16 protein-coding genes are annotated in these 20,874 nt (G+C 65.1%); 8 read left to right on the forward strand and 8 right to left on the reverse strand.

The genetic code is table 11. The features are described 5' to 3' along the window. Position 1: 1 nt before the first annotated feature. The 4 genes from gcl to allB are packed head-to-tail and all read left to right on the forward strand — an operon-like array spanning position 2 to position 5,301. Positions 2-1,801 carry a glyoxylate carboligase gene (gene gcl, locus QM615_RS07480; protein WP_283347190.1) on the forward strand — a complete coding sequence of 600 codons (1,800 nt, stop codon included), beginning with the start codon at positions 2-4 and terminating at the stop codon, positions 1,799-1,801. 2 nt (positions 1,802-1,803) lie between these two features. Next, positions 1,804-2,937 (forward strand): glycerate kinase, encoded by a 1,134-nt coding sequence (locus QM615_RS07485; protein WP_283347191.1) that lies wholly within the window; start codon positions 1,804-1,806, stop codon positions 2,935-2,937. Further along, positions 2,934-3,977: an allantoicase gene (gene alc / locus QM615_RS07490; RefSeq protein WP_283347192.1), complete on the forward strand. Its 1,044-nt coding sequence runs from the start codon at positions 2,934-2,936 to the stop codon at positions 3,975-3,977. Before QM615_RS07485 ends, alc begins: the two co-directional genes overlap by 4 nt. After that, on the forward strand, positions 3,928-5,301 hold the full coding sequence (gene allB / locus QM615_RS07495; protein ID WP_149407067.1) for an allantoinase AllB: 1,374 nt from the start codon (positions 3,928-3,930) through the stop codon (positions 5,299-5,301). The genes alc and allB overlap by 50 nt, the downstream gene beginning before the upstream one ends. A 4-nt stretch (positions 5,302-5,305) precedes the next feature. On the opposite strand, the gene QM615_RS07500 is transcribed toward allB, so the two are convergent. Continuing rightward, a complete protein-coding gene (locus tag QM615_RS07500; RefSeq protein WP_188078728.1) occupies positions 5,306-7,645 on the reverse strand; it encodes an HNH endonuclease signature motif containing protein in 2,340 nt (779 codons plus the stop codon). A 384-nt stretch (positions 7,646-8,029) separates the two neighbouring features. Here QM615_RS07500 and QM615_RS07505 point away from each other — a divergent pair, with 384 nt between their 5' ends. Continuing rightward, a complete protein-coding gene (locus QM615_RS07505) occupies positions 8,030-8,389 on the forward strand; it encodes a hypothetical protein (RefSeq protein ID WP_149406807.1) in 360 nt (119 codons plus the stop codon). Positions 8,390-8,522: 133 nt separating this feature from the next. Beyond that, complete coding sequence (locus QM615_RS07510; RefSeq protein ID WP_283347193.1) at positions 8,523-9,278, forward strand: dienelactone hydrolase family protein; 756 nt, start codon at positions 8,523-8,525, stop codon at positions 9,276-9,278. 13 nt (positions 9,279-9,291) lie between these two features. Here QM615_RS07510 and QM615_RS07515 read toward each other — a convergent pair whose 3' ends face one another. The 6 genes from QM615_RS07515 to QM615_RS07540 form a co-directional block, all read right to left on the reverse strand. Then, positions 9,292-10,374: an XdhC family protein gene (locus tag QM615_RS07515; protein WP_223145654.1), complete on the reverse strand. Its 1,083-nt coding sequence runs from the start codon at positions 10,372-10,374 to the stop codon at positions 9,292-9,294. A gap of 1 nt (position 10,375) precedes the next feature. Next, positions 10,376-11,818 (reverse strand): NCS2 family permease, encoded by a 1,443-nt coding sequence (locus QM615_RS07520; RefSeq protein ID WP_149406809.1) that lies wholly within the window; start codon positions 11,816-11,818, stop codon positions 10,376-10,378. A gap of 122 nt (positions 11,819-11,940) precedes the next feature. Then, a complete protein-coding gene (locus tag QM615_RS07525; protein ID WP_283347194.1) occupies positions 11,941-14,265 on the reverse strand; it encodes a xanthine dehydrogenase family protein molybdopterin-binding subunit in 2,325 nt (774 codons plus the stop codon). Beyond that, positions 14,262-15,614: an 8-oxoguanine deaminase gene (locus QM615_RS07530; RefSeq protein WP_283347195.1), complete on the reverse strand. Its 1,353-nt coding sequence runs from the start codon at positions 15,612-15,614 to the stop codon at positions 14,262-14,264. The genes QM615_RS07525 and QM615_RS07530 overlap by 4 nt, the downstream gene beginning before the upstream one ends. Continuing rightward, positions 15,611-16,084: a (2Fe-2S)-binding protein gene (locus QM615_RS07535; protein ID WP_283347196.1), complete on the reverse strand. Its 474-nt coding sequence runs from the start codon at positions 16,082-16,084 to the stop codon at positions 15,611-15,613. The genes QM615_RS07530 and QM615_RS07535 overlap by 4 nt, the downstream gene beginning before the upstream one ends. 2 nt (positions 16,085-16,086) lie before the next feature. After that, on the reverse strand, positions 16,087-16,953 hold the full coding sequence (locus tag QM615_RS07540; protein ID WP_283347197.1) for an FAD binding domain-containing protein: 867 nt from the start codon (positions 16,951-16,953) through the stop codon (positions 16,087-16,089). 148 nt (positions 16,954-17,101) lie between these two features. Here QM615_RS07540 and QM615_RS07545 point away from each other — a divergent pair, with 148 nt between their 5' ends. Both QM615_RS07545 and QM615_RS07550 read left to right on the forward strand, forming a co-directional pair. Next, positions 17,102-18,607 (forward strand): PucR family transcriptional regulator, encoded by a 1,506-nt coding sequence (locus QM615_RS07545; protein ID WP_283347198.1) that lies wholly within the window; start codon positions 17,102-17,104, stop codon positions 18,605-18,607. A gap of 24 nt (positions 18,608-18,631) precedes the next feature. Further along, positions 18,632-18,928 (forward strand): putative quinol monooxygenase, encoded by a 297-nt coding sequence (locus QM615_RS07550; protein WP_068048495.1) that lies wholly within the window; start codon positions 18,632-18,634, stop codon positions 18,926-18,928. 26 nt (positions 18,929-18,954) lie between these two features. Here the strand turns inward: QM615_RS07550 and QM615_RS07555 are convergent, their stop codons facing one another. Continuing rightward, on the reverse strand, positions 18,955-20,799 hold the full coding sequence (locus QM615_RS07555) for a bifunctional diguanylate cyclase/phosphodiesterase (RefSeq protein ID WP_283347199.1): 1,845 nt from the start codon (positions 20,797-20,799) through the stop codon (positions 18,955-18,957). Positions 20,800-20,874: the final 75 nt, after the last annotated feature.

Below are 20,874 nucleotides of genomic sequence, written 5' to 3' on the forward strand. Positions count from 1 at the left end.
CATGGCCAAGATGCGCGCGGCCGATGCCGCGGTGAAGATTCTCGAACTCGAAGGTGCAACAACGGCATTCGGTCTGCCCGGTGCCGCGATCAACCCGTTCTACGCGGCGATGCGCAACCACGGGGGCATCCGCCACGTGCTGGCCCGCCACGTCGAAGGTGCCTCGCACATGGCCGAGGGATTCACCCGGGCTGCTCCGGGCAACATCGGCATCTGTATCGGAACCTCCGGCCCGGCCGGCACCGACATGATCACCGGGCTGTATTCGGCCATGGCCGACTCGATTCCGATCCTCGCCATCACCGGCCAGGCCCCGGTCGCGAGGTTGCACAAGGAAGACTTCCAGGCCGTCGACATCGCGTCGATCGCCGCACCGGTGACCAAGATGGCGATGACGGTGCTCGAACCGGCCCAGGTTCCCGGTGCCTTCGCGCAGGCGTTCCACCTGATGCGCTCAGGACGGCCCGGACCGGTGCTGATCGATCTGCCCATCGACGTGCAGCTGGCCGAGATCGACTTCGATCCCGACACCTACCAGTCGCTGCCCGTGCACAAGCCCGTTGCCTCGCGCGCTCAGGCAGAGAAGGCCATCGACATGCTCCTGGCTGCGGAGCGCCCGTTGATCGTGGCCGGCGGCGGAATCATCAACGCCGACGCCTCCGACCTGCTCGTCCAGCTCGCTGAGATTCTCGACGTTCCGGTCATCCCGACCCTGATGGGCTGGGGCACAATCCCCGACGATCACCGTCTCGCGGCAGGCATGGTCGGCTTGCAGACCGCGCACCGGTACGGCAACGCGACGATGTTGGCCTCGGACTTCGTCCTCGGCATCGGAAACCGTTGGGCCAACCGGCATACCGGCGGGTTGGAGACCTACCGCAAGGGACGCAAGTTCGTCCACGTCGACATCGAGCCGACCCAGATCGGACGTGTCTTCGCGCCGGACTACGGCATCATCTCCGACGCCAAGGCGGCCCTCGAGCAGTTCGTCGCCGTCGCCGAGGAGCGCCGGGCAGCAGGCACGCTGCGTGATCTGTCGGGCTGGGTCGAGGACTGCGCGACGCGTAAGCGGACGATGCATCGGCGCACGCACTTCGACAACGTGCCGATCAAACCGCAGCGCGTGTACGAGGAGATGAACAAGGTCTTCGACCGCGACACCCGCTACATCAGCACCATCGGACTCTCGCAGATCGCGGGCGGGCAGTTCCTGCACGTCTACTCTCCCCGCAACTGGATCAACTGCGGTCAGGCCGGCCCACTGGGCTGGACCATTCCCGCGGCACTGGGAGCGGTGGCTGCCGATCCGTCGGCGAATGTCGTTGCACTGTCCGGTGATTACGACTTCCAGTTCATGATCGAGGAGTTGGCCGTCGGTGCGCAGTTCAATCTGCCGTACGTGCATGTGGTGGTGAACAACTCGTACCTCGGGCTGATCCGGCAGGCGCAGCGCGCATTCGACATGGATTTCTGTGTGCAGCTCGGATTCGACAACATCAACCACCAGGAGACCTTGGACGCTCAGCCAGGTATCCCCAAGGGCTATGGCGTCGACCACGTGCAGGTGGCAGAAGGGCTGGGCTGCAAAGCGCTTCGAGTCACCGAGCCCGACCTCATCGGCGAGACGTTGGTGCGGGCCAGGACGCTGGCGAACGAGCACAAGGTCCCCGTCGTGGTGGAGATCATCCTCGAGCGGGTCACCAATATCTCGATGGGGACCGAGATCGACAACGTCGGCGAGTTCGAGGAACTGGCCAACACGTCGGCCGACGCCCCCACTGCGCTGCTCCTGCTGGACTAGAGATGACGCGGATTCTGCTCGCTCCCGACAAGTTCAAGGGCTCGCTGTCGGCAGCGGAGGTCGCGCAGGCGCTGGCCGAGGGAATGCTCTCGGTCGACTCGTCGCTCGAGACGGTATGCCTACCCGTCGCCGACGGCGGTGACGGCACCGTCGATGCTGCCGTCACCGCCGGGTGGGATCGGATCGCAGTGACCTGCACGGGACCGACCGGTGAGCCGGTCGATACGTCCTACGCCCGTCGTGGTGATACTGCCGTCGTCGAACTGGCGTCGGCGGTGGGGCTCGAGCTGCTGCCGAGTGGACAGCCGGATGCGCTGGGGGCCAGTACGTTCGGTCTCGGTACCGTCATCGGGCACGCTCTGGAGGCAGGTGCGCGGCGTCTCGTCGTCGGACTCGGGGGCAGCGCATCCACCGACGGCGGCGCAGGAATGCTCAGCGCGCTGGGTGCCCGCATCCTCGATGCCGACGGCAACGACGTTGCGCTCGGCGGTGGTCCGCTGCGGGGCGCAGTCCACCTCGATCTGAGTGGCCTGTTGCCGTCGGCTCGGAATGCGGTGTTGGAGCTGGCTTGCGACGTCGACAATCCGTTGCTCGGTGTTACCGGAGCCGCGGCTGTCTACGGCCCACAGAAGTGTGCAGGACCGCAGGAGTTGCTGTATCTGGAACACGGGATGCGGCAGTGGGCGCATTTGGTGCGCAACGCAATCGGCCGTGACCTCAGCGGCCTGGCGGGCACCGGGGCAGCCGGCGGAACCGCCTTCGGTGCCATGGCCGTACTCGGTGCTGCGGCCAAGCCGGGGATCGAGACCGTGCTCGAGCTGATCGACTTCGGCAGCGCTCTGGCGTCGGCCGATCTGGTCGTCACCGGCGAGGGCTCGCTGGACGAGCAGAGCCTGCACGGCAAGGCACCGATCGGAGTCGCTCATGCAGCGCGCGCGGCGGGGGTCCCGGTGATCACCGTGGCGGGACGCAGCGTCGTCGGCTTGGATCGATTGCGCCCCTACGGAATCACCGCCTCCTATGCGCTGACCGACCTGGAGCCGGACCCGCAGATCTCCATGCGAGACGCGGTTCGGTTGTTGCACGAGGTAGGTCGAACGTTGGCCACCACACACATTTTGGAAGGAACTTCATGACCGGAACCGATTTCACCACGCTGACCGACCTTGCTTCTCGGGCGCTCGGCGGCAGCGTCTCCGCAGCGAACGACGAGCTGTTCGCCCAGCGCGAGAACTTGATCAAGCCGGACGCTCCGCTGTTCGATCCCGCGGACTTCGGGCACAAGGGAAAGGTGTACGACGGCTGGGAGACTCGGCGTCGCCGCGACGAAGGCGGTCACGACTGGGCGATCGTGCGACTGGGTGCACCGGGCATCGTGCACGGCGTCGTGGTCGACACCGCACACTTCACCGGCAACTACCCGCCGTTCGTCTCCGTCGAAGCGGCGTCGATCGAGGGCTACCCGTCCATCGAGGACGTACAGAATGCGGAATGGCACAGCATTGTCGACAAGTCCCCCGCAGTCGGTGACACTGCGAACATGTATGCGGTGTCCGATCGGCACCGGTGGACGCATGTGCGGCTCTCGATCTACCCCGACGGCGGCGTGGCCCGGTTCCGTGTGCACGGTCAGGTGGTGCAGGATCCGCGGTTCCTCGCCGGTACCGTCGATCTGCTCGCCGCCGAGAACGGAGCTCGGCTCACCGACTGCTCCGACGCGTTCTACTCCTCCCCGGCCAACATCATCCTGCCCGGGCGGGCTCGCAACATGGGCGAAGGCTGGGAAAACTCGCGACGACGGAACGGCGGCAACGACTTCGCGATCTTCGCCCTCGCTTCACCCGGTGCTCCGCGGCACGTGGAGGTCGACACCAGCTACTACGTCGGCAACGCACCGGGTTGGATTCGACTCAGCGCCATCGATTCTCGTCGCCGACACATCACGGACCCGACGGCATGGAACGAGATTCTGCCCCGTACCGCCGTTCAGCCGGATACGCGTCATCGCTTCCTGTTGAACGAGGCCGATGCGTACACGCACCTGCGACTGGACGTGTACCCCGACGGAGGACTGTCCCGATTGAGATTGTTCGGTGAACTCGACGCCGAGGCTCTCGATGCGGCTGATGTGGCGTGGAAGTCGTCCGAGCTCCAGAGTGTTTCCAGTGCAGTCTGATTCGATCGATCTGGTCGTTCGCGCTTCGCGGGCGGTGATCGGGGGCCGTGAGGTCGCCGCTTCGGTCTCGGTGGTGGACGGCCGGATCGTGGCGATCGACTCCTATGATGCTGGTGGTGCGGTGCTCGCCGGCATCGTGGTCGAGCTCGGGCCAGACGAGGTGCTGCTGCCGGGACTGGTCGATACCCACGTACACGTCAACGAGCCGGGGCGCACCGAGTGGGAAGGGTTCGCCAGCGCCACCCGGGCTGCCGCGGCTGGTGGCATCACCACCATCGTCGACATGCCGCTCAACAGCATCCCGCCGACGGTCGACGTTGCAGCTCTGGAAATCAAGCGGCGGGTGGCCGCGGATCAGTCGGTGGTCAATGTCGGATTCTGGGGCGGGGCCGTGCCTGGAAACCTCGAGCAGCTCCGGCCATTGCATGATGCGGGTGTCTTCGGATTCAAGTGCTTCCTGCTGGCGTCGGGGGTGGACGAGTTTCCGCCGCTGACGATCCCGGAACTGGAGAAGGCGCTCATCGAGATCGCGTCGTTCGACGGACTGATGATCGTGCACGCGGAGAACGCCGAGGTCATCGCTGAGGCACCGGCGGCGGTGGGCCGCGAGTACTCGGGATTCCTGGAATCGCGTCCGCGTGCCGCCGAGAACCGGGCCATCGAGCAGGTGATCGAGCTGTCTCGGCGGACGGGGTGTCGGGTGCACATTCTGCACCTGTCGAGCGCGGATGCGTTGCCGATGATTGCGGCGGCCAAGCGGGACGGTGTTCGGGTGACGGTCGAAACCTGTCCGCACTATCTGTGTTTCGACGCCGAGGAAGTGCCTGCGGGCGCGACGCAGTTCAAGTGCTGCCCGCCGATCCGCGAGGCCGGCAATCGCGAGTTGTTGTGGCAGGGCTTGGCTGACGGCACGATCGACACCATTGTCACCGATCACTCGCCCTGTACGCCCGACCTGAAGCGTTTCGATACCGGGGACTTCGGCGATGCGTGGGGTGGCATTGCGTCGCTGCAGGTGTCACTTGCAGCGGTGTGGACCGAGGCGCGTTCTCGCGGCTTCGCACTGCCCGACATCGTGCGGTGGATGGCCACCAACACCGCCGACCAGGTGGGCATGAAAGATCGGGGGCGCATCGAAATCGGTGGTGCCGCAGATCTCGTGGTGTTCGCGCCGGATGAGAAGTTCACCGTCGACGTCGCGCAGCTGTACCACCGTAACCCGGTGACTGCGTACGACCGACTGGGCCTATCGGGTGTGGTGCGACGGTCATGGATCGCGGGCTCGGAGTCGTCGACCGGACAGTTGTTGCGCCGCCAGCGCTGACCTTCTAGAACGGTGGCTTCGTGTCCTCGTGGCTTCCGGTCTCGTGGTTGTCGGGTGGGTTGGGGTAGGCGATGTGGCCGGATCGTTTCGGTCTTGTGGGGATGTGTGGTCTGAGGTCGTTGCCGAGGATGGGTACGGCTGTTGCGTTGGTGGGCAGGGTGATTCGGGTGGTCTTGGAGGTGGAGGTCCAGAGGATGGCTCCGCCGGGGAGCATGACTGCTGTCCAGTAGCCGGCGGTTTTGACGGTGTGGTGGTAGTCGCAGAGGCATTGGAGGTTGTTGACGGTGGTCCAGCCGCCGCCGCGAGGGTTGGCGTGGTCGAACGGGGTGATGTGGTCGAGTTGGCAGCGTGCGGCGGGTCGGTGGCAGCCGGGGAAGCGGCAGTGTTTGTCGCGTAGTCGGACGGCCGCGGTGGTGAGGGCGTCGGGTCGGTAGATCAGGGCGCGGTCGGTGAGTGGGTCGCGGGGTACCGATTTTCCGAGGGTGGGGTCTGCGGCGATGGCGGCTTCGAGCGCTGCGGCGAGGGAGGCGTTGCCGAGGTAGAGGCCTGAGGGTGTGCGGTTTGCGGGTGTGTGGCCTGTGGGGGTCGTTCGGTTGTCCAGCCGGATCGAGGAGGGCAGGTCGAGGGCAGAGCTGTGCCGTGTGCCCCGGCCGACGGGTGTGTGGGTGCAGAACAGGGCTGCGGCGGAGGTCAGTGATGCCAGGCGACGCTGGCGTGGATTGTCGCTGGCGGCAGCGGCAACGTCAGTGGCAGTGGAGCCTGTTCTCGGTTCCGGGCCTTGGGCTGATGTCGCCCCGGATGTTGTGGATCCGGATGCCGTTGTGGAAGAACCTGATTCGGATTGTTTCGGAGCAGGATCAGGTGCCGGCGATATCGGGTCCGCAGGTGACTGCAACGCCGGTGCCGGGTCCGATGCAGGTCTCTCGGGGCCGGTTGCCGAGGTCGGCTGTGTTGGAGGGGCGTTCGCTGGTGCCGGGGCACTGGTTGCTGCGTGCTTGCGGACTGGGTCGGCGGTAGCTGCTGACGGGTCGGTCGCAGGTGCGGGTGTGGACTCGTTGTTCTCCTCGGCATCGCCGCTCTCGCCGGTCTCGCCAGTCTCTTCGGCATCGCCGGTCTCGTCGACCTCATCTGCCGGTGCCGGTGCTGCCGGTGCTGCTGGTTCCGGTGTCGGTGTCGAGGTGTTTGCTGGGACTGGATCTTGAGCTGGGGCCGGTGCAGGTGAGCTGGCCGGGGTCGGTTCGGTCGAGGAATCTGTCGCCGCCCTCGAGTTCGCATCCAACCCAGTTCCCTCATCGGCATCCGCAGCCGAGTCTGCAGGCAAGCCCATGCCCGAGCCCGTGTCGTTGTCTTCGTCCGTCGCTGTTCCCGTCTCGGGTTCTGTTGCAGCCGATGCCGTCTCGCTGTCCGGGCGTCGTTCCCATTCCCCGGTCTCTGGGTTCTGCACTGCGAGTCCGAGTTTCTCGGCGAGGGTCACTGCTTCGGTGAGCAGGATCTGCCACTGACTGTTGCGTGCCAACTCTCGCGCGAGATCCGGGTCGATGGAACCGTGCCCGGCGAGGTAGGCGGGGTTGGCCAACAACCCGATGAGGGTGGCGATGTCGACGGTGATCATCGTGAGCGGAACCCGCCGATCCGGCAGCACTGCCTCGGTTTTGGGGCAGTCGGTGCGTTGGCACAGGCATGCCAGTCGGGGTTCGCCGTGCATGCGGGCCATGAATGCATCGCACAGTCGTTCTTTCTTCCCGCGCGGATCTTTCGGGCAGAGAGTATCGGCCATCTCCTCGAGCAGCTGCCATGCGGCGGCGGCCTCGGGTGCGGTCAACTCGGCTCGGATACGGGCGAGTTCGCCGGCGGGACTGTAGGTGACGGTCCGGAACTTCTTCGCGAACTCCCGCAACGCCGCGGCTTCCTCCGGTGCGACGCGCAGCAGGATGTCCCAGATCGCCTGCTCGAGCGGGCCCGGGGACGACCTCCGCGCCGCCTCGACCACCTCGGCTTCGACCGACCTGACGATGTCGTCGGAAAGGTTGTCGAGGATCCGACATACCGTCCGCACGCGGGGAAGGTCGATCTCACCTGCCTCGAACGCGGTCTTCACCAGCGGCATCCGCGTGTGCAGGGCAACGCCGACGGACACATACGCTTCGGCGACGGTCGCCGAGCAGCCCAACGCCACTGCCATTTCGGTGCGCCCGTACCGGCTGTAATGCTTGTGCTTGATGTCGCGGGTGATCCAGTCGCAATGCACGCGATAGCAGGCGGTGATCTTGCGGGCCGCCTGCCGATTCTCCTCACGCGCGGCAGCGGTCAACGCCTCCAATGACACAGTCGGGACTGCACCCATTTTTTCACCCCCCGGTGAGCAAGAAACGAACGCGTGTTCGAATACGAGAATGGTATCTCGACCTACCGACAGAAACGTAAATACATTGGCTCGGGCGCTCTGAGCATGGGCAACAGGAGGAACTGCTGCTCGGTGCGCCCGCGAGCTCGGCGGCATTGCGAGTTCCGCGCGAATCATGTTCACCTGTATCAGTGGTGGTACGTTCCGAGCGATTTCCGCTGAAGACGCGGAAGCCGACCGCATGTTTGTCGAGTGTCGGTGGCATCATCGCGGCGTGCTTCCAGCGTGGAGGTTGTGACAGTGAACGATCAAAAGATTCCGCCCGGATCTGATCGACCGCAACGAGAGTCCCCATTCTTGTTGGCTCTCGGCATGGCGGTGATCATGACATGGGCTTCGGCGTCGACAGCGACGCTGATCTACGCGCTCCTCGGCAGAACCGGATACCCACTGTCGGTTCTACTGCTCGTGGTACCGCTGGTCCCGTTCTATGCGTGGGTGATGCGTAAGGAGAAGGCACTGCAAGCCGGACCGAATTGGGATCGGCAGAAGGACAAGTTCTTGGCGGTGGTCATCTTCCCGGTTGTGGTTGTGGCCGTCATGCTGGCTGTGCTCGCACCGGTTCCGGTCCTGACGAACGCGCTTCCCACTGGAGGGGCGTTCGGTGCGACCGTTGCCTCGGCGGTCGTGATCGTCATCGCGATCATCGCGCGTGGTCAATGGCGCTCACGACGCGAGCACTAGTTCGAGATTTCGCCGGGCACTTCTACGTTGCTCACACCACGAAAGGTCGAATCGCAACAGGCGTACGGTCGCAAGGGCCCGATTCCTCGACTCGAAATGGACTCCAGTGCCCAGTTCGCATGTGCAGATTCCCATGACCGACGGCGCGGCGGACGCGTTCGTCACCTACCCTGACGGCGATGGGCCGCATCCCGCAGTCCTGCTCTACATGGACATATTCGGCGTGCGACCAGTGTTGGAGGCCATGGCCCGCGAACTGGCCGAGCACGGTTACTACGTGCTGGTCCCCAACCTCTTCTACCGACACGGACCAGCACCGGTGGTCGAGCTACCCGAGCTCATCGACAGCGAGTCACGCCCGGCGCTCGTGGAGAAGCTGATGCCGCTGTTGGCCGAGCACACCGCTGACCGAGCCCGCGCCGACGCCGAGGACTATCTTGCATTTCTCGACGAACAGCCGGCAGTGGACGCCGGAAAGGTAGCAGTGGTCGGCTACTGCATGGGCGGAGTCCTGGCGATCCGCACGGCAGCCGCATTCCCCGAACGAGTCAGCGCTGCTGCAAGCTTCCATCCGGGGAAGCTCGTGACCGACGAGCCGGGCAGTCCCCATCGGTTACTCCTTGACGTTGCGGCTACGTCGGATCGTTCCGCAGGCTCCACTCTTGCCGCTGTCCACATCGGCCACGCTGATGGCGATATGACGCCCGAGGCCCTCGACGAGCTCGACGGAGCCCTCGACGCGGCTGGACTCGAGTACACCTCCGAGGTCTATCCCGGTGCTGTACACGGATTTACGATGGCCGACACCACCGCATTCGATGCAGCTGCACTGCAACGGCATTGGGATCGTCTGTTGCCTTTGCTCGAACGCACGATACGTGTGGGCTGAGTCGGGCCGATACTTACGCGTACTTCGCATCCCCCGCCGCCCCGTCGTGGTGGATCGGACCCGCTGTATGTGTCAGTGGCAGAGCGCTACCCCCGCGTCGCACTGCGACGAATTCCGCCGCGATGGCCAGCGCGGTTTCCTCCGGAGTTCTTGCCCCCAGGTCCAGGCCGATCGGCGACTTCAAGCGTGCGAGCTCGTGCTCTGTCAGACCCACCTCACGCAACCGGGCCGCGCGGTCGTCGTGAGTCCTGCGTGATCCCATGGCTCCGACGAACGCAACGGGCAGTCGCAGGGCCACCTCGAGCAGCGGCACATCGAACTTGGCATCATGCGTCAGCACGCAGATCACCGTCCGGGCATCGATCATGGTTCGCGCCAGGTAGCTGTGCGGCCATTCGGTGACTACCTCGTCGGCGTCGGGAAACCGTGCAGCAGTTGCGAATACCTGCCGCGCGTCACAGACCGTCACGTGATACCCGAGGAACTTGCCCACGCGGGCGAGTGCGCCTGCATAGTCGATTGCCCCGAAGATCAGCAGCCGCGGGGCAGTGGCGTAGGACTGTACGAACACGTCGAGATCCGGCCGGCACCGCACCGACCGAACGCCGGTGCCCCCGGAGTCCAACATCGCCAGCGCCTCACCGACGACAACCGCGTCGACGTCGGAAAAGCCGGTCGTTCCCATGATCGCCGAGGAGGACACTGCAAGCGATTCCCCTGACCCGGAGAGCATCGTGACCGTGGCCACCGCAGCGTCCGACGCGATGGCCGCGAGCACGGCACGCGGAGGCCCTAGGCGGACGAACACCTCGATCACTCCCCCGCAGGTCAAGCCGACCGCGAAAGCGTCGACGTCGCTGTAGCCGAACGACTCTCGCTTGGACTCACCGGTCTCGAGAACCTCGCGGCACAGCTCGTACACGGCGCCTTCGACGCAGCCACCGGAGACGCTGCCCACTGCTTCACCGTCGGCGCAGACCGCCATCGCGGCACCCGGAAGCCTTGGGGCACTTCCGGATACCGTGATGACAGTCGCTACCGCATAGGGAATGCCAGCGCGGTCCCAGGCGGACAGGCGATCGACGATCTCTTTCACGTTACGAGATTCCCAACGCTTCTTCGATCGGGTGCAGGGCGAAGTAGACCAAGAATATACCCGACATCAGATACAGCAGCCAATGCGTCTGGCGTGCTTTGCCTTTGGCCAGACGAACGAGGGTGTACGAGATGACACCTGCCGCGACTCCCACGGTGATCGAGTACGTGAACGGCATCAGCACGATGGTCAGGAAGGCGGGGATCGCGATTTCGGTGTTCTCCCAATCGATCTTGCGTACGTGCGTCATCATCAGCGCGCCCACCAGGACCAGGGCCGGCGCAGCTGCACCGACGGGAACCACCCCGGCCAACGGAGTGAAGAAGATCAAGCTGGTCAGCAACCCGCCTGTGACGACGCTGGCGAGACCGGTTCGGGCTCCTTCGGTGACGCCGGCCGCAGATTCCACGACGGCGGTGTTGGCGGAGCCGTTGATCGCACCTCCGACGATGGCACCGATGCCGTCGACGGTGAGGATGCGGCTCAGTCCGGGCATCCTGCCTTGCTTGTCGACCAGGCCAGCTTCCTCGCCGACTCCGAGGATGGTGCCCATGGCGTCGAAGAAGCCCGACAACACCAGTGTGAACAGGACAACCGATGCCGTGACGATTCCGGCTCGGGCGAAGCCGCCGAACAGGTCGACGTTGAACAGTAGGTCGAATTGTGGTGTGGCGACGATGGAGTCGGGCACCTTCGGTACCACCGGGCCCCACGCCTCCGGCTCGATATCGAACACCGAGTTCAGGATGATGGCCAGATTGGTGGCCACGAAGATGCCGATCAGCATCGCGCCCGGCACCTTCCGAACGAACAGCATGATCATCAGGATGAGCCCGACGCAGAACACGAACACCGGCCAGCCGGCGAGCTTGCCGAACGTGCCGAGGGTGACGGCGGTTGCTGCTGACTCGTGGTGCCCGACGAACCCGGCGTCGACCAGACCGATGAGCGCGATGAATGCACCGATCCCGACGCCGATCGCCTGCTTGAGCACCAGCGGTATGGCATCCATGATGAGTTGCCGAATGCCGGTGAGGGCGAAGACGACGATGACGACGCCCTCGAGAACCACCAGACCCATCGCCTGCGGCCAGGTCATGTACGGGGCCGCCTGGAACACCACGATCGGCGTCACCCCGAGGCCGGCTGCCATCGCGAGGGGCGCGTTTCCGACGACCCCCATCAGGATGGTCGTCAGCCCGGCGGACAGTGCCACCATGGTCGACAACTGAGCCGGATCGAGCGTGGCACCGGTGACATCGCGTGCATCACCGATGATCAGAGGGATCAGAACGATCAGGTAGGCCATGGCCACGAATGTGGTGACACCACCACGAATTTCGCGTGACAGCGTCGAACCGCGGCCGGTGATGTCGAAGAACTTGTCGATCTGGGATCGACCTCGTCCGCTTTGGCGAGTGCTGGATGTGTCTACGTCGGTCATGATCGGCCCTCCCAGGGCGTGATCAACCTCGTCGAGCGTCGGGCCGGGCCGACATGCCGGGGGAGTTGGCGTCGGTACGGTTGTGCCGGAGAAGGTTTCGTCGAATGGGGATGAAACTCGGATCAGCTGTTGATGATGTGTTCGGGTCGAACGGGTACGCGGGTCAGCGCGAGTCCGGTGGCGTTGCGGATGGCTGCGACGACGGCGGGCGTCGACGAGAGGGTGGGTGGCTCGCCGGCACCGCGAAGGCCGTACGGTGCCAGGGGATCCGGGTTCTCGAGGATGTCCAGCTTCATGGGCGGCATGTCGAGAATGGTCGGAATCAGATAGTCGGTGAACGACGGGTTCTTCACCAGACCGTCCACGACGACGATTTCTTCCATCACCGCGAGGCCGAGGCCCTGGGCTGTGCCGCCGTGGATCTGGCCTTCGAGTGAAAGCCGGTTGAGGATCTTGCCGACGTCCTGCACGGCCGCCATCTCGACGACCTTGACGAGTCCGAGTTCGACGTCGACGTCCACCACTGCGCGATGGACACACAGGGCGAGCTGGGTGTGGCTCGCGCCCTGTCCGGTGACCGGATCCATTCCGCTGGTGGGGCGATGGTGGAATTCACGCGTCTGCTCGATGACGCGATCGCCGAGCACGTCCTCGATCGTGGCCAGCACGCCGTCGGTGGCCGAGACGATCTTGCCGCCGTCGAGGCTGAGGTCGGCCACCGCGCGGCCCAGGTACAGGCCGGCCAGGACGAACACCGCCTCGCGCACGGCCTCGCACGCGGTCTTCACTGCGCCACCGGTCATGTACGACTGGCGCGACGCGGACGAAGAGCCGGCATTGCCGACCCTGGTGTCGGCGGGATGGATGACGACCTTGGTGACGCCGAGTTCGGTGCGCGCGATCTGCGCCTCCAACGTCACCAGTCCCTGGCCCACTTCGGCAGCAGCCGTGTGCACCAATGCCGTTGCTTCGCCGCCGATCACCTCCAGCCGGACGCGAGCAGTGGAGTAGTCGTCGTAGTTCTCGGAGAAGCAGATGTTCTTGATGCCGACGCCGTATCCGATCCCACGTACGACGCCTTCGCCGTGGGTGGTCTGCGATGCCCCACCCGGCAGATTTCGAATGTCCGACGCGTCCAGCGGGGCAGGCAGTTCCATCGCTTCGGCTCGGGCGAGCATCTCGGCCAGTGGGGCAGGGGCTTCGATGACCTGGCCGGTCGCGAGGATGGAACCTTGGCTGACGGCGTTGATCTGGCGGATTGCCACCGGTCCGATACCGCAGGCCTCGCCGAGCTTGTCCATCATCGACTCGTATGCGAAACATGCTTGCACTGCGCCGAATCCACGCATCGCACCGCACGGTGGATTGTTGGTGTACACCCCGTACGCGTCGATCTCGATGTTGGGGATGACGTACGGTCCGACACCGAGCGAGGCCGCGTTGCCGACCACGTTGAGAGTGGCCGAGGTGTACGCACCGCCGTCGAGGATGATCTCGACATCGGCGAACACGAGCTTGCCGTCCCTGGTGGCACCGTACTCGTAGTGCATCTGTGCGGGGTGGCGGTGTACGTGGCCGAAGAACGACTCGTACCGGTTGTAGACGATCTTGACCGGCTTGCCGGTGTGCATGGCGAGCATCGCCGCGTGGATCTGCATCGACAGGTCCTCACGGCCACCGAATGCACCGCCGACGCCGGCCAGCGTCATTCGGATCTTCTCCTCGGGCAGGCCGAGACACGGCCCGATCTGCGCCAGATCGTTGTGCATCCACTGGGTCGCGACATAGAGATCCACGCCGCCGTCCTCGGCGGGAACGGCCAAGCCGGACTCGGGTCCGAGGAACGCTTGATCCTGGATGCCGACGGCGAAGTCGCTGCTGACGATGACATCCGCGGCGGCCCGTGCGGCGGCGACGTTGCCGACGCGCACCGGCTGATGTCGCGCCACTCCGCCGCGTTCCTGCACCTTCGGGTAGTCCGGATCCAGGGCTGCGCGTCGGGCATCGGTGAGAGGCTCGAGCACGTCGTAGACCACGACGATCTTTTCCATTGCGCGCCGCGCGGTTTCGGGATGATCGGCTGCGATCAACGCGATCGGTTCGCCCTCGTGCCGCACCTCGTCGAAGGCCAGCACGGGCTGATCCCACGTGTGGTCGAGTCCGAAGCACTTGCGCCCCGGTACGTCCTCGTGGGTGAGTACCGCCTCGACGCCGGGAGTTGCCAGCGCCTTCGAGATGTCGACAGAGACGATCTTCGCGCGGGGGTGCGGGCTACGAAGGGTTGCGCCCCAGAGCATCCCGTCGATGAACAGATCCGATGAGTAGGCGAACTCGCCCTTGACCTTCAGCGTGCCGTCGGGTCGCAGCGGGCTGTCGCCGACGCGACCGCGACCCGGGGCGGGGATGTCGGCGGGGGCTTGCCGGGGTGTGGTGGTCGGGGCGCTCACAGCACGTCCTCCGCGAGTTTCATCAGGCGACGGTGCGCATCGGCTCCGGCGCGGCCTATTTCGTCCTGCGGTGCGCTGGTCAGGACATCGTTCTCGACGATCGTCCGGCCTCCCACCATCAAGCGCGCGAGCGGTGGTGTCTGCCCGTACGCGAACGCGACGACCGGGTCGTCCACCGCCGAGTAGAACCCGTCGGTGCGCCAGATCGCGATGTCGGCCAGTTTGCCGACCTCGAGCGAACCGATCTCGCTCTGTCGGCCCAGTACCGTTGCGCCGCCCAGTGTTCCGATCTCGAGTGCCTGACGCGCGGTCAGTGCTGTCGGTCCGTACTTGGCCCGCTGCATGTACATGGCCTGACGGACCTCGCCTGCCAGGGGCACCATTTCGGCCGAGGCGGAACCGTCGACCCCCAGGCCGACGGGTGCGCCGGCGGCGAGCAGGTCCGAGATGCGGGCGATCCCCGCGCCGAGCCGAGCATTGGAGCTCGGGCAGTGGGCGGTCCCGGTCCCGGTGGCCGCCATCTTCGCGATGTCGGAATCGTGCAGGTGCACTGCGTGGGCGAACCACACGTCGTCGCCCAACCAGCCGACCTGCTCCATGTATTCGACCGGGGTGCAGTTCATCTGAGCGAGGCAGTGCTCCTCTTCGTCGAGGGTCTCGGCCAGATGCGTATGCAGCCGAACGCCTTTGGCGCGGGCAAGCCCCGCGGACTCCACGAGTAGCTCTTTACTGATCGAGAACGGTGAGCAGGGCGCGACCGCGATGCGGAGCATGGAACCGAATGAGGCGTCGTGGTAGGTGTCGATGGCCTCCGCGGTGGCCGTGAGGATGTCGTCGAGTGATTCGACCACCTCGTCCGGTGGCAGGCCGCCGTCGGACACACCCCGGTCCATCGAGCCTCGGCACGGCTGGAAGCGGACTCCGATGCGCTGCGCCGCGTCGATCTCGGCGGCGAACAGATCGCCTCGGCCCTGGGGGAAGATGTAGTGATGATCGGTGCTGGTGGTGCATCCCGACTTCGCCAGCCATCCGAGCCCGGCTGCGGCAGCACCGCCGACGACCTCGGCATCCATCTTGGACCACGGCTTGTACAGCGCGACAAGCCATTCGAAGAGAGTGTTGTCCTTGGCGAGGCCCTGGGAGGCCCACTGGTAGAGGTGGTGGTGTGTGTTCACCAAGCCCGGGGTGACCAGGCAACCGGAGGCGTCGATGGTCTCGGTGCCGGGGATGATCGGGGCGGGGCCCGATCCGATGGCGGTGATCATCGTGCCCTCGACGACGAGGTAGCCGTCGGGGATTTCGTCGCCGACGATGGGCGCGATGTAGGCACCCGAGATGACAGTGGTCATTTGGCTTCGGCCTTTCGAGTTGCTGCAAGCCGCACGGCGTCCAGGATCTTCTCGTATCCGGTGCAGCGGCAGAGGTTTCCGGCAAGTGATTCACGGATCTCGACGTCCGACGGATTGGGAACGCGCTCGATCAGATCGTGTGTTTGCACCACGAGCCCGGGGGTGCAGAAGCCGCATTGGACGGCTCCGCATTCGACGAACGCCTCCTGCATCGGATCGAGCTTGTCGCCGTCGGCGAGGCCTTCGACGGTACGGATCTCGCGGCCCTCGACCTGACCGGCGGCCACCAGGCAGGCACATGCGGGGACGCCGTCGAGATAGACGGTGCACGAACCGCATTCACCTTGTTCACACGCGTTCTTGGATCCGGGGAGTCCCATGCGTTCACGCAGCAGGTAGAGCAGACTCTCGCCCTCCCAGACGTCGTCGGCTTCCATGTCTTTTCCGTTGATGGTGCAGTTGACTCGCATGTTCAGGCCACCTTCCGTGCGGCTGTGAGGTCTCGCCATGCCCAGCCCAGTGTTCGCCGGGCCATCACGGACAGGGCGTGCTTGCGGTAATCGGCAGTGCCTCGTACGTCGTCGATGGGACTTGCTGCCGCACTGACCAATCGGCCGAATTCCTCCGATACCCGCGGATCGAGGGCACCGTCCCACTCGAGTTCGGCCGCGAGGTAGTTCTCGGCATCGTAAGCCCGGCGCGGCGTCGGCGCAGCGGAGCCGAGTCCGGTACCCACGCGACCCTCCTGCGGAAACAGTGCGATCGAGAACGAGCAGACGGCGATGACCATCGCGTTGCGGGTGCCGATCTTGGAGAAGTACTGCGGTCCCGCTGCCGGCGCTACGTGAAAGGCGCGGATGAGTTCGTCGGGCAGGCAGGAATTGCGCTTGACGCCGAGGTAGAACTCGGTGGCGGGGATCATGCGTACTCCGCGCTCGGCCGATTCGACCTCGACGGTCGCGCCCGCCGCGAGCAGAGGCGCGTGCAGATCGCCTGCTGGCGACGCGCCGCCGAGGTTGCCGCCGACGGTCCCGCGATTGCGGATCTGCGGTGAACCGACGGTGCGGGACGCCTGGGAGATGCCGGGGAGCATGTTTCCGAGCTCGGCGATGATGCGGACGTACGGCACGCCTGCGCCGACCCGCAGCGTCCCGTCGGGAAGGCGCTCCCACTCGGTGAGTTCGGTGATCGGGTTCAGATCCAGCAGTGCGCCCGGCCGGTGCAGGTCGAAGTTCATCTCGACCATGACGTCGGTGCCGCCCTGGATGGGCACCACGTCGACGTCGTCGGCCTTCGCGGCCAACGCGTCGCCCCAGGTCTGTGGTCGTAGAAATTCCATCGTGCTGCTCTCCGCTCACGTGTCTTTCGGTCGTGTTCACCCAGTACAGCCGCCGGAGGCCACGCGAACGAGAGACAGGAACGACGAAGTATGACGCCGATCACAGTGTAGGTTTTGGAGGATCATACGAAGAGGAGGTCGATGCACCGTGAGACTGCGTGATCTGGCCGATCTCCCCGACCTGAAACTGCAGCCGATCGTCACTCCCGAGCACTTCGATCCGACCATCCGATGGGTCGTGACCACCGACATGCTCGATCCGAGTCGATACCTCAGCGGCGGAGAGCTGGTGCTGACCGGTCTGATGTGGCGGACGGGCCCCGAGGACTCGAGGACGTTCGTCCGGGCGGTGTCCAAGTCCGGAATCTCGGCGCTGGCGGCATCCGACGACGGCGTGGTGCCCGACGACCTGGTCGACGCCTGCCTCGAGCACGGCCTGCCGCTCTTTCGGGTGCCTGCCGACATCGCTTTCGCCACGGTGACCGAGAGCGTGGTCCGGCAACTGTCGACGGCCCGGGCCTCGGACCTGAGCCTGGTGCTCGATCGGCATCGACGCCTGGTGGCGAGCGCGGGGCCCGGTGGGGGTCTCGGTCCGCTGCTGGAGATGGTCAGCTCCGATCTGGGGATGAACTGCTGGGTGGTCACCTCATCGGGGCGGGTACTCGCCGGATCCGACAATCCGCCGGACACCGAAGCAGTGGCGCAGGATTTCATGAGCTCGGTACGGCTGCCGCGCTATTGCCCGGAGCAGCGAGTCTCGGTGTTCGCCGTCGACGGTGAGTCCGCACCGCGGGTCGTGGATTGGTTCGTGGCCTTCGAAAGCGATTGGCAGACATGGGATGCGCCGAGGCTTTCCCTGGCCGGACAGCTGGCGTCGATCGTGGCGGTGGAACGCAGTCGCGTCGACGATCGCCTGTCCGGGTCGGGAATTCTGGCGCAGGAATTCGTGCGCACGATCGTCGGCGGTGCGACGGCCGCTGACATCCTCGCCCAGATGCACGTCATCGGGCTCGATATCGAAACACGGTACGCTGCAGTGGCTGTGGCCACGTCCGGGGAGACGTTGCGGCTCGGCGAGCTCCGCCCGCTGTTACGAGAAGTGCTGGCACCGTTGGAGATCACGCTCGGGATCGTCGACGGTGAGGCCATAGCGTTGGTGGAGGCGAGGACCGATCGAACCGATTCCGTTCGGCGAGCGGTCCACACGTTGGCACCGGGACTGGTCGGTAGCGGCACCTCGATCGGTGTCAGCGCTCCGACCGCGCCCGCCGACATCCGAAGCGCGATCGAGGAAGCGCGCTACGCCCGCAGACTCGCCGAGCGTCGTGGCTCGGACTGCAGCGTCGTCGGTCACGACGAATTGGCGACGCTGACAATACTTCTCGCCAACGTTCCCGATGACGTGCGACGCATGTTCACCTCGAGACTGCTGACTCCCCTGGTCGACTACGACGACCTGCACAACAGTGATCTCGTCGAGACGCTGTCGGTGTACCTCGACACCAACGGAGCCTGGACGCGATGTGCCGAACAACTGCACATGCACGTCAATTCCGTCCGATATCGCATCCAGCGCATCGAGGAACTGACCGGCCGCGATCTGTCGCGACTGGAGGACAGGATCGAGTTCTACTTGGCACTACGGCTGCGGTGACCCGTCTCGGTCTACCCTGGAGCCATGGCTCTCATTGCAACACTGGATCTGACGTTCAAGCCCGAGTCTCTCGCCGACGCGCGAGCACTGCTGCGCACGGTGCTGGCCGAAACCCGCGCGTTCGAGGGTTGCCTCGGCGTCGACGTGTGGGTCGACGAGGAGAACGAGGCCCACGTGGTGGCCTACGAGACGTGGGAGTCGGCCGAGGCCGATGCGAAGTACCGCGAGTTCCGCGCCGGTCCCGGCCAGATCACCGAACTGCCGCCGATGCTCGCTGCCGCTCCGACACTGACGAAGTTCACGGTCGACTCGTCGATCTAGTTCTCGGCTGGAGGGGCCGCGCAGCACTACCCGGTGATGTCCGACAGCGGTAGTGGTCGTCCGGTGAGAAAGCCCTGCACCATGTCTGCTCCGAGTTCGGCGGCGACTCGGAGTTCCGCTTCGGTTTCGACGCCTTCCATGATGACCGTCGACCCGATCTCGTGTGCAAATCCGATCACCGATGCAGCGGCGGCCCTTCGGATCGGGTCGGTGTCGATTCCGTGCACAATTGCGTAGTCGATCTTCAGGGTGTCGGGGCGCAGTTCGACCACCTGGCGAAGTCCGGCGAAGCCGGCACCTACGTCGTCGACGGAGATGGATATGCCTGCCCCGCGTAAGGATTCGATGGTTCGGGCGACCGCGCGGTAGTCGTGGACCCGCTCGTGTTCGGTGATTTCGATGTGGAACTGTCGGTTCTTCTGGAACGGCTGCAGTATGGCGGCCAGGTCGGTGGAGCGAATGGTGTCGGCAGACGCGTTGAGCGAAATGAAGATCCCGCAGGGAAGTGACGCGGACGCGGCCAGGGCGCGGTCGATGGCGGCGGCTTCGAGAAGCGGTCCGATTCCCGCATTGGTGGCGTCGCGGAACCACATCGTCGGCGAGCCGTAGCCGAAAGGAAAGCGAGACAGTGCCTCGTAACCAACAACTGTTGTGGTGACCGTGTCGCAGATAGGTTGGAACACCACCTCGGGCCCGCCTCGCGAGATCAAGGTCTCGATGCGCGTGCGGATGTCCGCTCGCGTTCCGGTGCTCGTGCCACGGGCACTGCCGTCGTCCTCGGAGAGTCGAGACTTGTCGCGATACATCTCGATATCGGCCGATGCGATCAGTTTGCGCACGATGGTAGGGGTGATGGGTTCGCCCCCGAGTAGTTCCGAGGCAGAACCGACACTGGCGGTGAAAGGCGGCCCGGAGAAGCTTTCGTCGAGACCGATCCGGATCCTGTGGTCGGCCGATTCGATCTCGCCGGGCGAACCGATGTGGACGATGACGAACTCGTCTCCGCTCAGGCGCGAGACCACCGATGTCTGCGGTACCGCGGCGGTGAGCCGTGAGGCGATCTCGATCAGTACTGCATCGCCGGTGGGGTGACCGAATCGGTCGTTGATTTCCTTGAACCGATCGATGTCGAGAACGGTGACCCCGATGGTTCGATCCGAGGGGCTGTCGGTGGAGGCGGTACCGACGTCATCGATCGCCTCGAGCAATCCGCGCCGGTTGTACAGGCCCGTGAGCGAATCGATGACGGCTCCCGATGCCCGAGAACGTAGATGCCGGATGTACGCCCGCATCATCAAGGGGGTGAGGTACAACGTGACGACGGTGACTGCGGTCGCCGCCACCAGCCACGGGTTCTTTCCCTGACCGACCGCAAGTACGCCGAGCGCAAGTACCGTCGCCACCGAGACCGCCAGGTGAATCCACATCACTCGGAAAGAGCTTGCAATGACGGTGAAGACAGCCACGATCGTGAACATCATGCATCCGGCCAGCGGCACATAATGGTCGGTGCTGCTGAAAAGGATGCCCACGATGCCGACGTCTGCGTAGAACACGAAGGCATTGGCCACACGCGGTGACGGCCATGGTCCGAGGAACCACGCGATCGCCACCGGTATCGTCGTCAACGCCCCGATGAGGACTAATACCGCCAGGCCGTCGTAGTGGATGCCGGTGGGAACCATCAGGATCCCGGACAGACCGAACAACAATGTCAGGGTTCCGACGAAATACCGCACCCAACGCTCGCGCGCTGTGTTCGCGAAGTACGTGTAGTCGTCGTCGACGCTCGCGCGCGTGGCGTCGAGCCCAGGCCTGTATCGCGTACGGCCCTCGGCCGTCACCGCAATCCCCGGTCTGGAAATGGGCATACCTCTCATGGGCAGATCCCCGGCCGGCTGAACGCTACCAGCGCCACGTGGAGCTGTGCCGGAATCGGGCATACA

Origin of the sequence: Rhodococcus sp. IEGM 1341 (assembly GCF_030056895.1) — a bacterium.
Taxonomy (GTDB): Bacteria; Actinomycetota; Actinomycetes; order Mycobacteriales; family Mycobacteriaceae; genus Rhodococcoides.

Coding starts and splice junctions, on each gene's coding strand:
- gcl (WP_283347190.1), top strand. CDS start 2: ATGGCCAAGATGCGCGCGGCCGATGCCGCGGTGAAGATTCTCGAACTC.
- QM615_RS07485 (WP_283347191.1), top strand. CDS start 1,804: ATGACGCGGATTCTGCTCGCTCCCGACAAGTTCAAGGGCTCGCTGTCG.
- alc (WP_283347192.1), top strand. CDS start 2,934: ATGACCGGAACCGATTTCACCACGCTGACCGACCTTGCTTCTCGGGCG.
- allB (WP_149407067.1), top strand. CDS start 3,928: ATGTGGCGTGGAAGTCGTCCGAGCTCCAGAGTGTTTCCAGTGCAGTCT.
- QM615_RS07500 (WP_188078728.1), bottom strand. CDS start 7,645: ATGGGTGCAGTCCCGACTGTGTCATTGGAGGCGTTGACCGCTGCCGCG.
- QM615_RS07505 (WP_149406807.1), top strand. CDS start 8,030: ATGACATGGGCTTCGGCGTCGACAGCGACGCTGATCTACGCGCTCCTC.
- QM615_RS07510 (WP_283347193.1), top strand. CDS start 8,523: ATGACCGACGGCGCGGCGGACGCGTTCGTCACCTACCCTGACGGCGAT.
- QM615_RS07520 (WP_149406809.1), bottom strand. CDS start 11,818: ATGACCGACGTAGACACATCCAGCACTCGCCAAAGCGGACGAGGTCGA.
- QM615_RS07530 (WP_283347195.1), bottom strand. CDS start 15,614: ATGACCACTGTCATCTCGGGTGCCTACATCGCGCCCATCGTCGGCGAC.
- QM615_RS07535 (WP_283347196.1), bottom strand. CDS start 16,084: ATGCGAGTCAACTGCACCATCAACGGAAAAGACATGGAAGCCGACGAC.
- QM615_RS07540 (WP_283347197.1), bottom strand. CDS start 16,953: ATGGAATTTCTACGACCACAGACCTGGGGCGACGCGTTGGCCGCGAAG.
- QM615_RS07550 (WP_068048495.1), top strand. CDS start 18,632: ATGGCTCTCATTGCAACACTGGATCTGACGTTCAAGCCCGAGTCTCTC.
- QM615_RS07555 (WP_283347199.1), bottom strand. CDS start 20,799: ATGCCCATTTCCAGACCGGGGATTGCGGTGACGGCCGAGGGCCGTACG.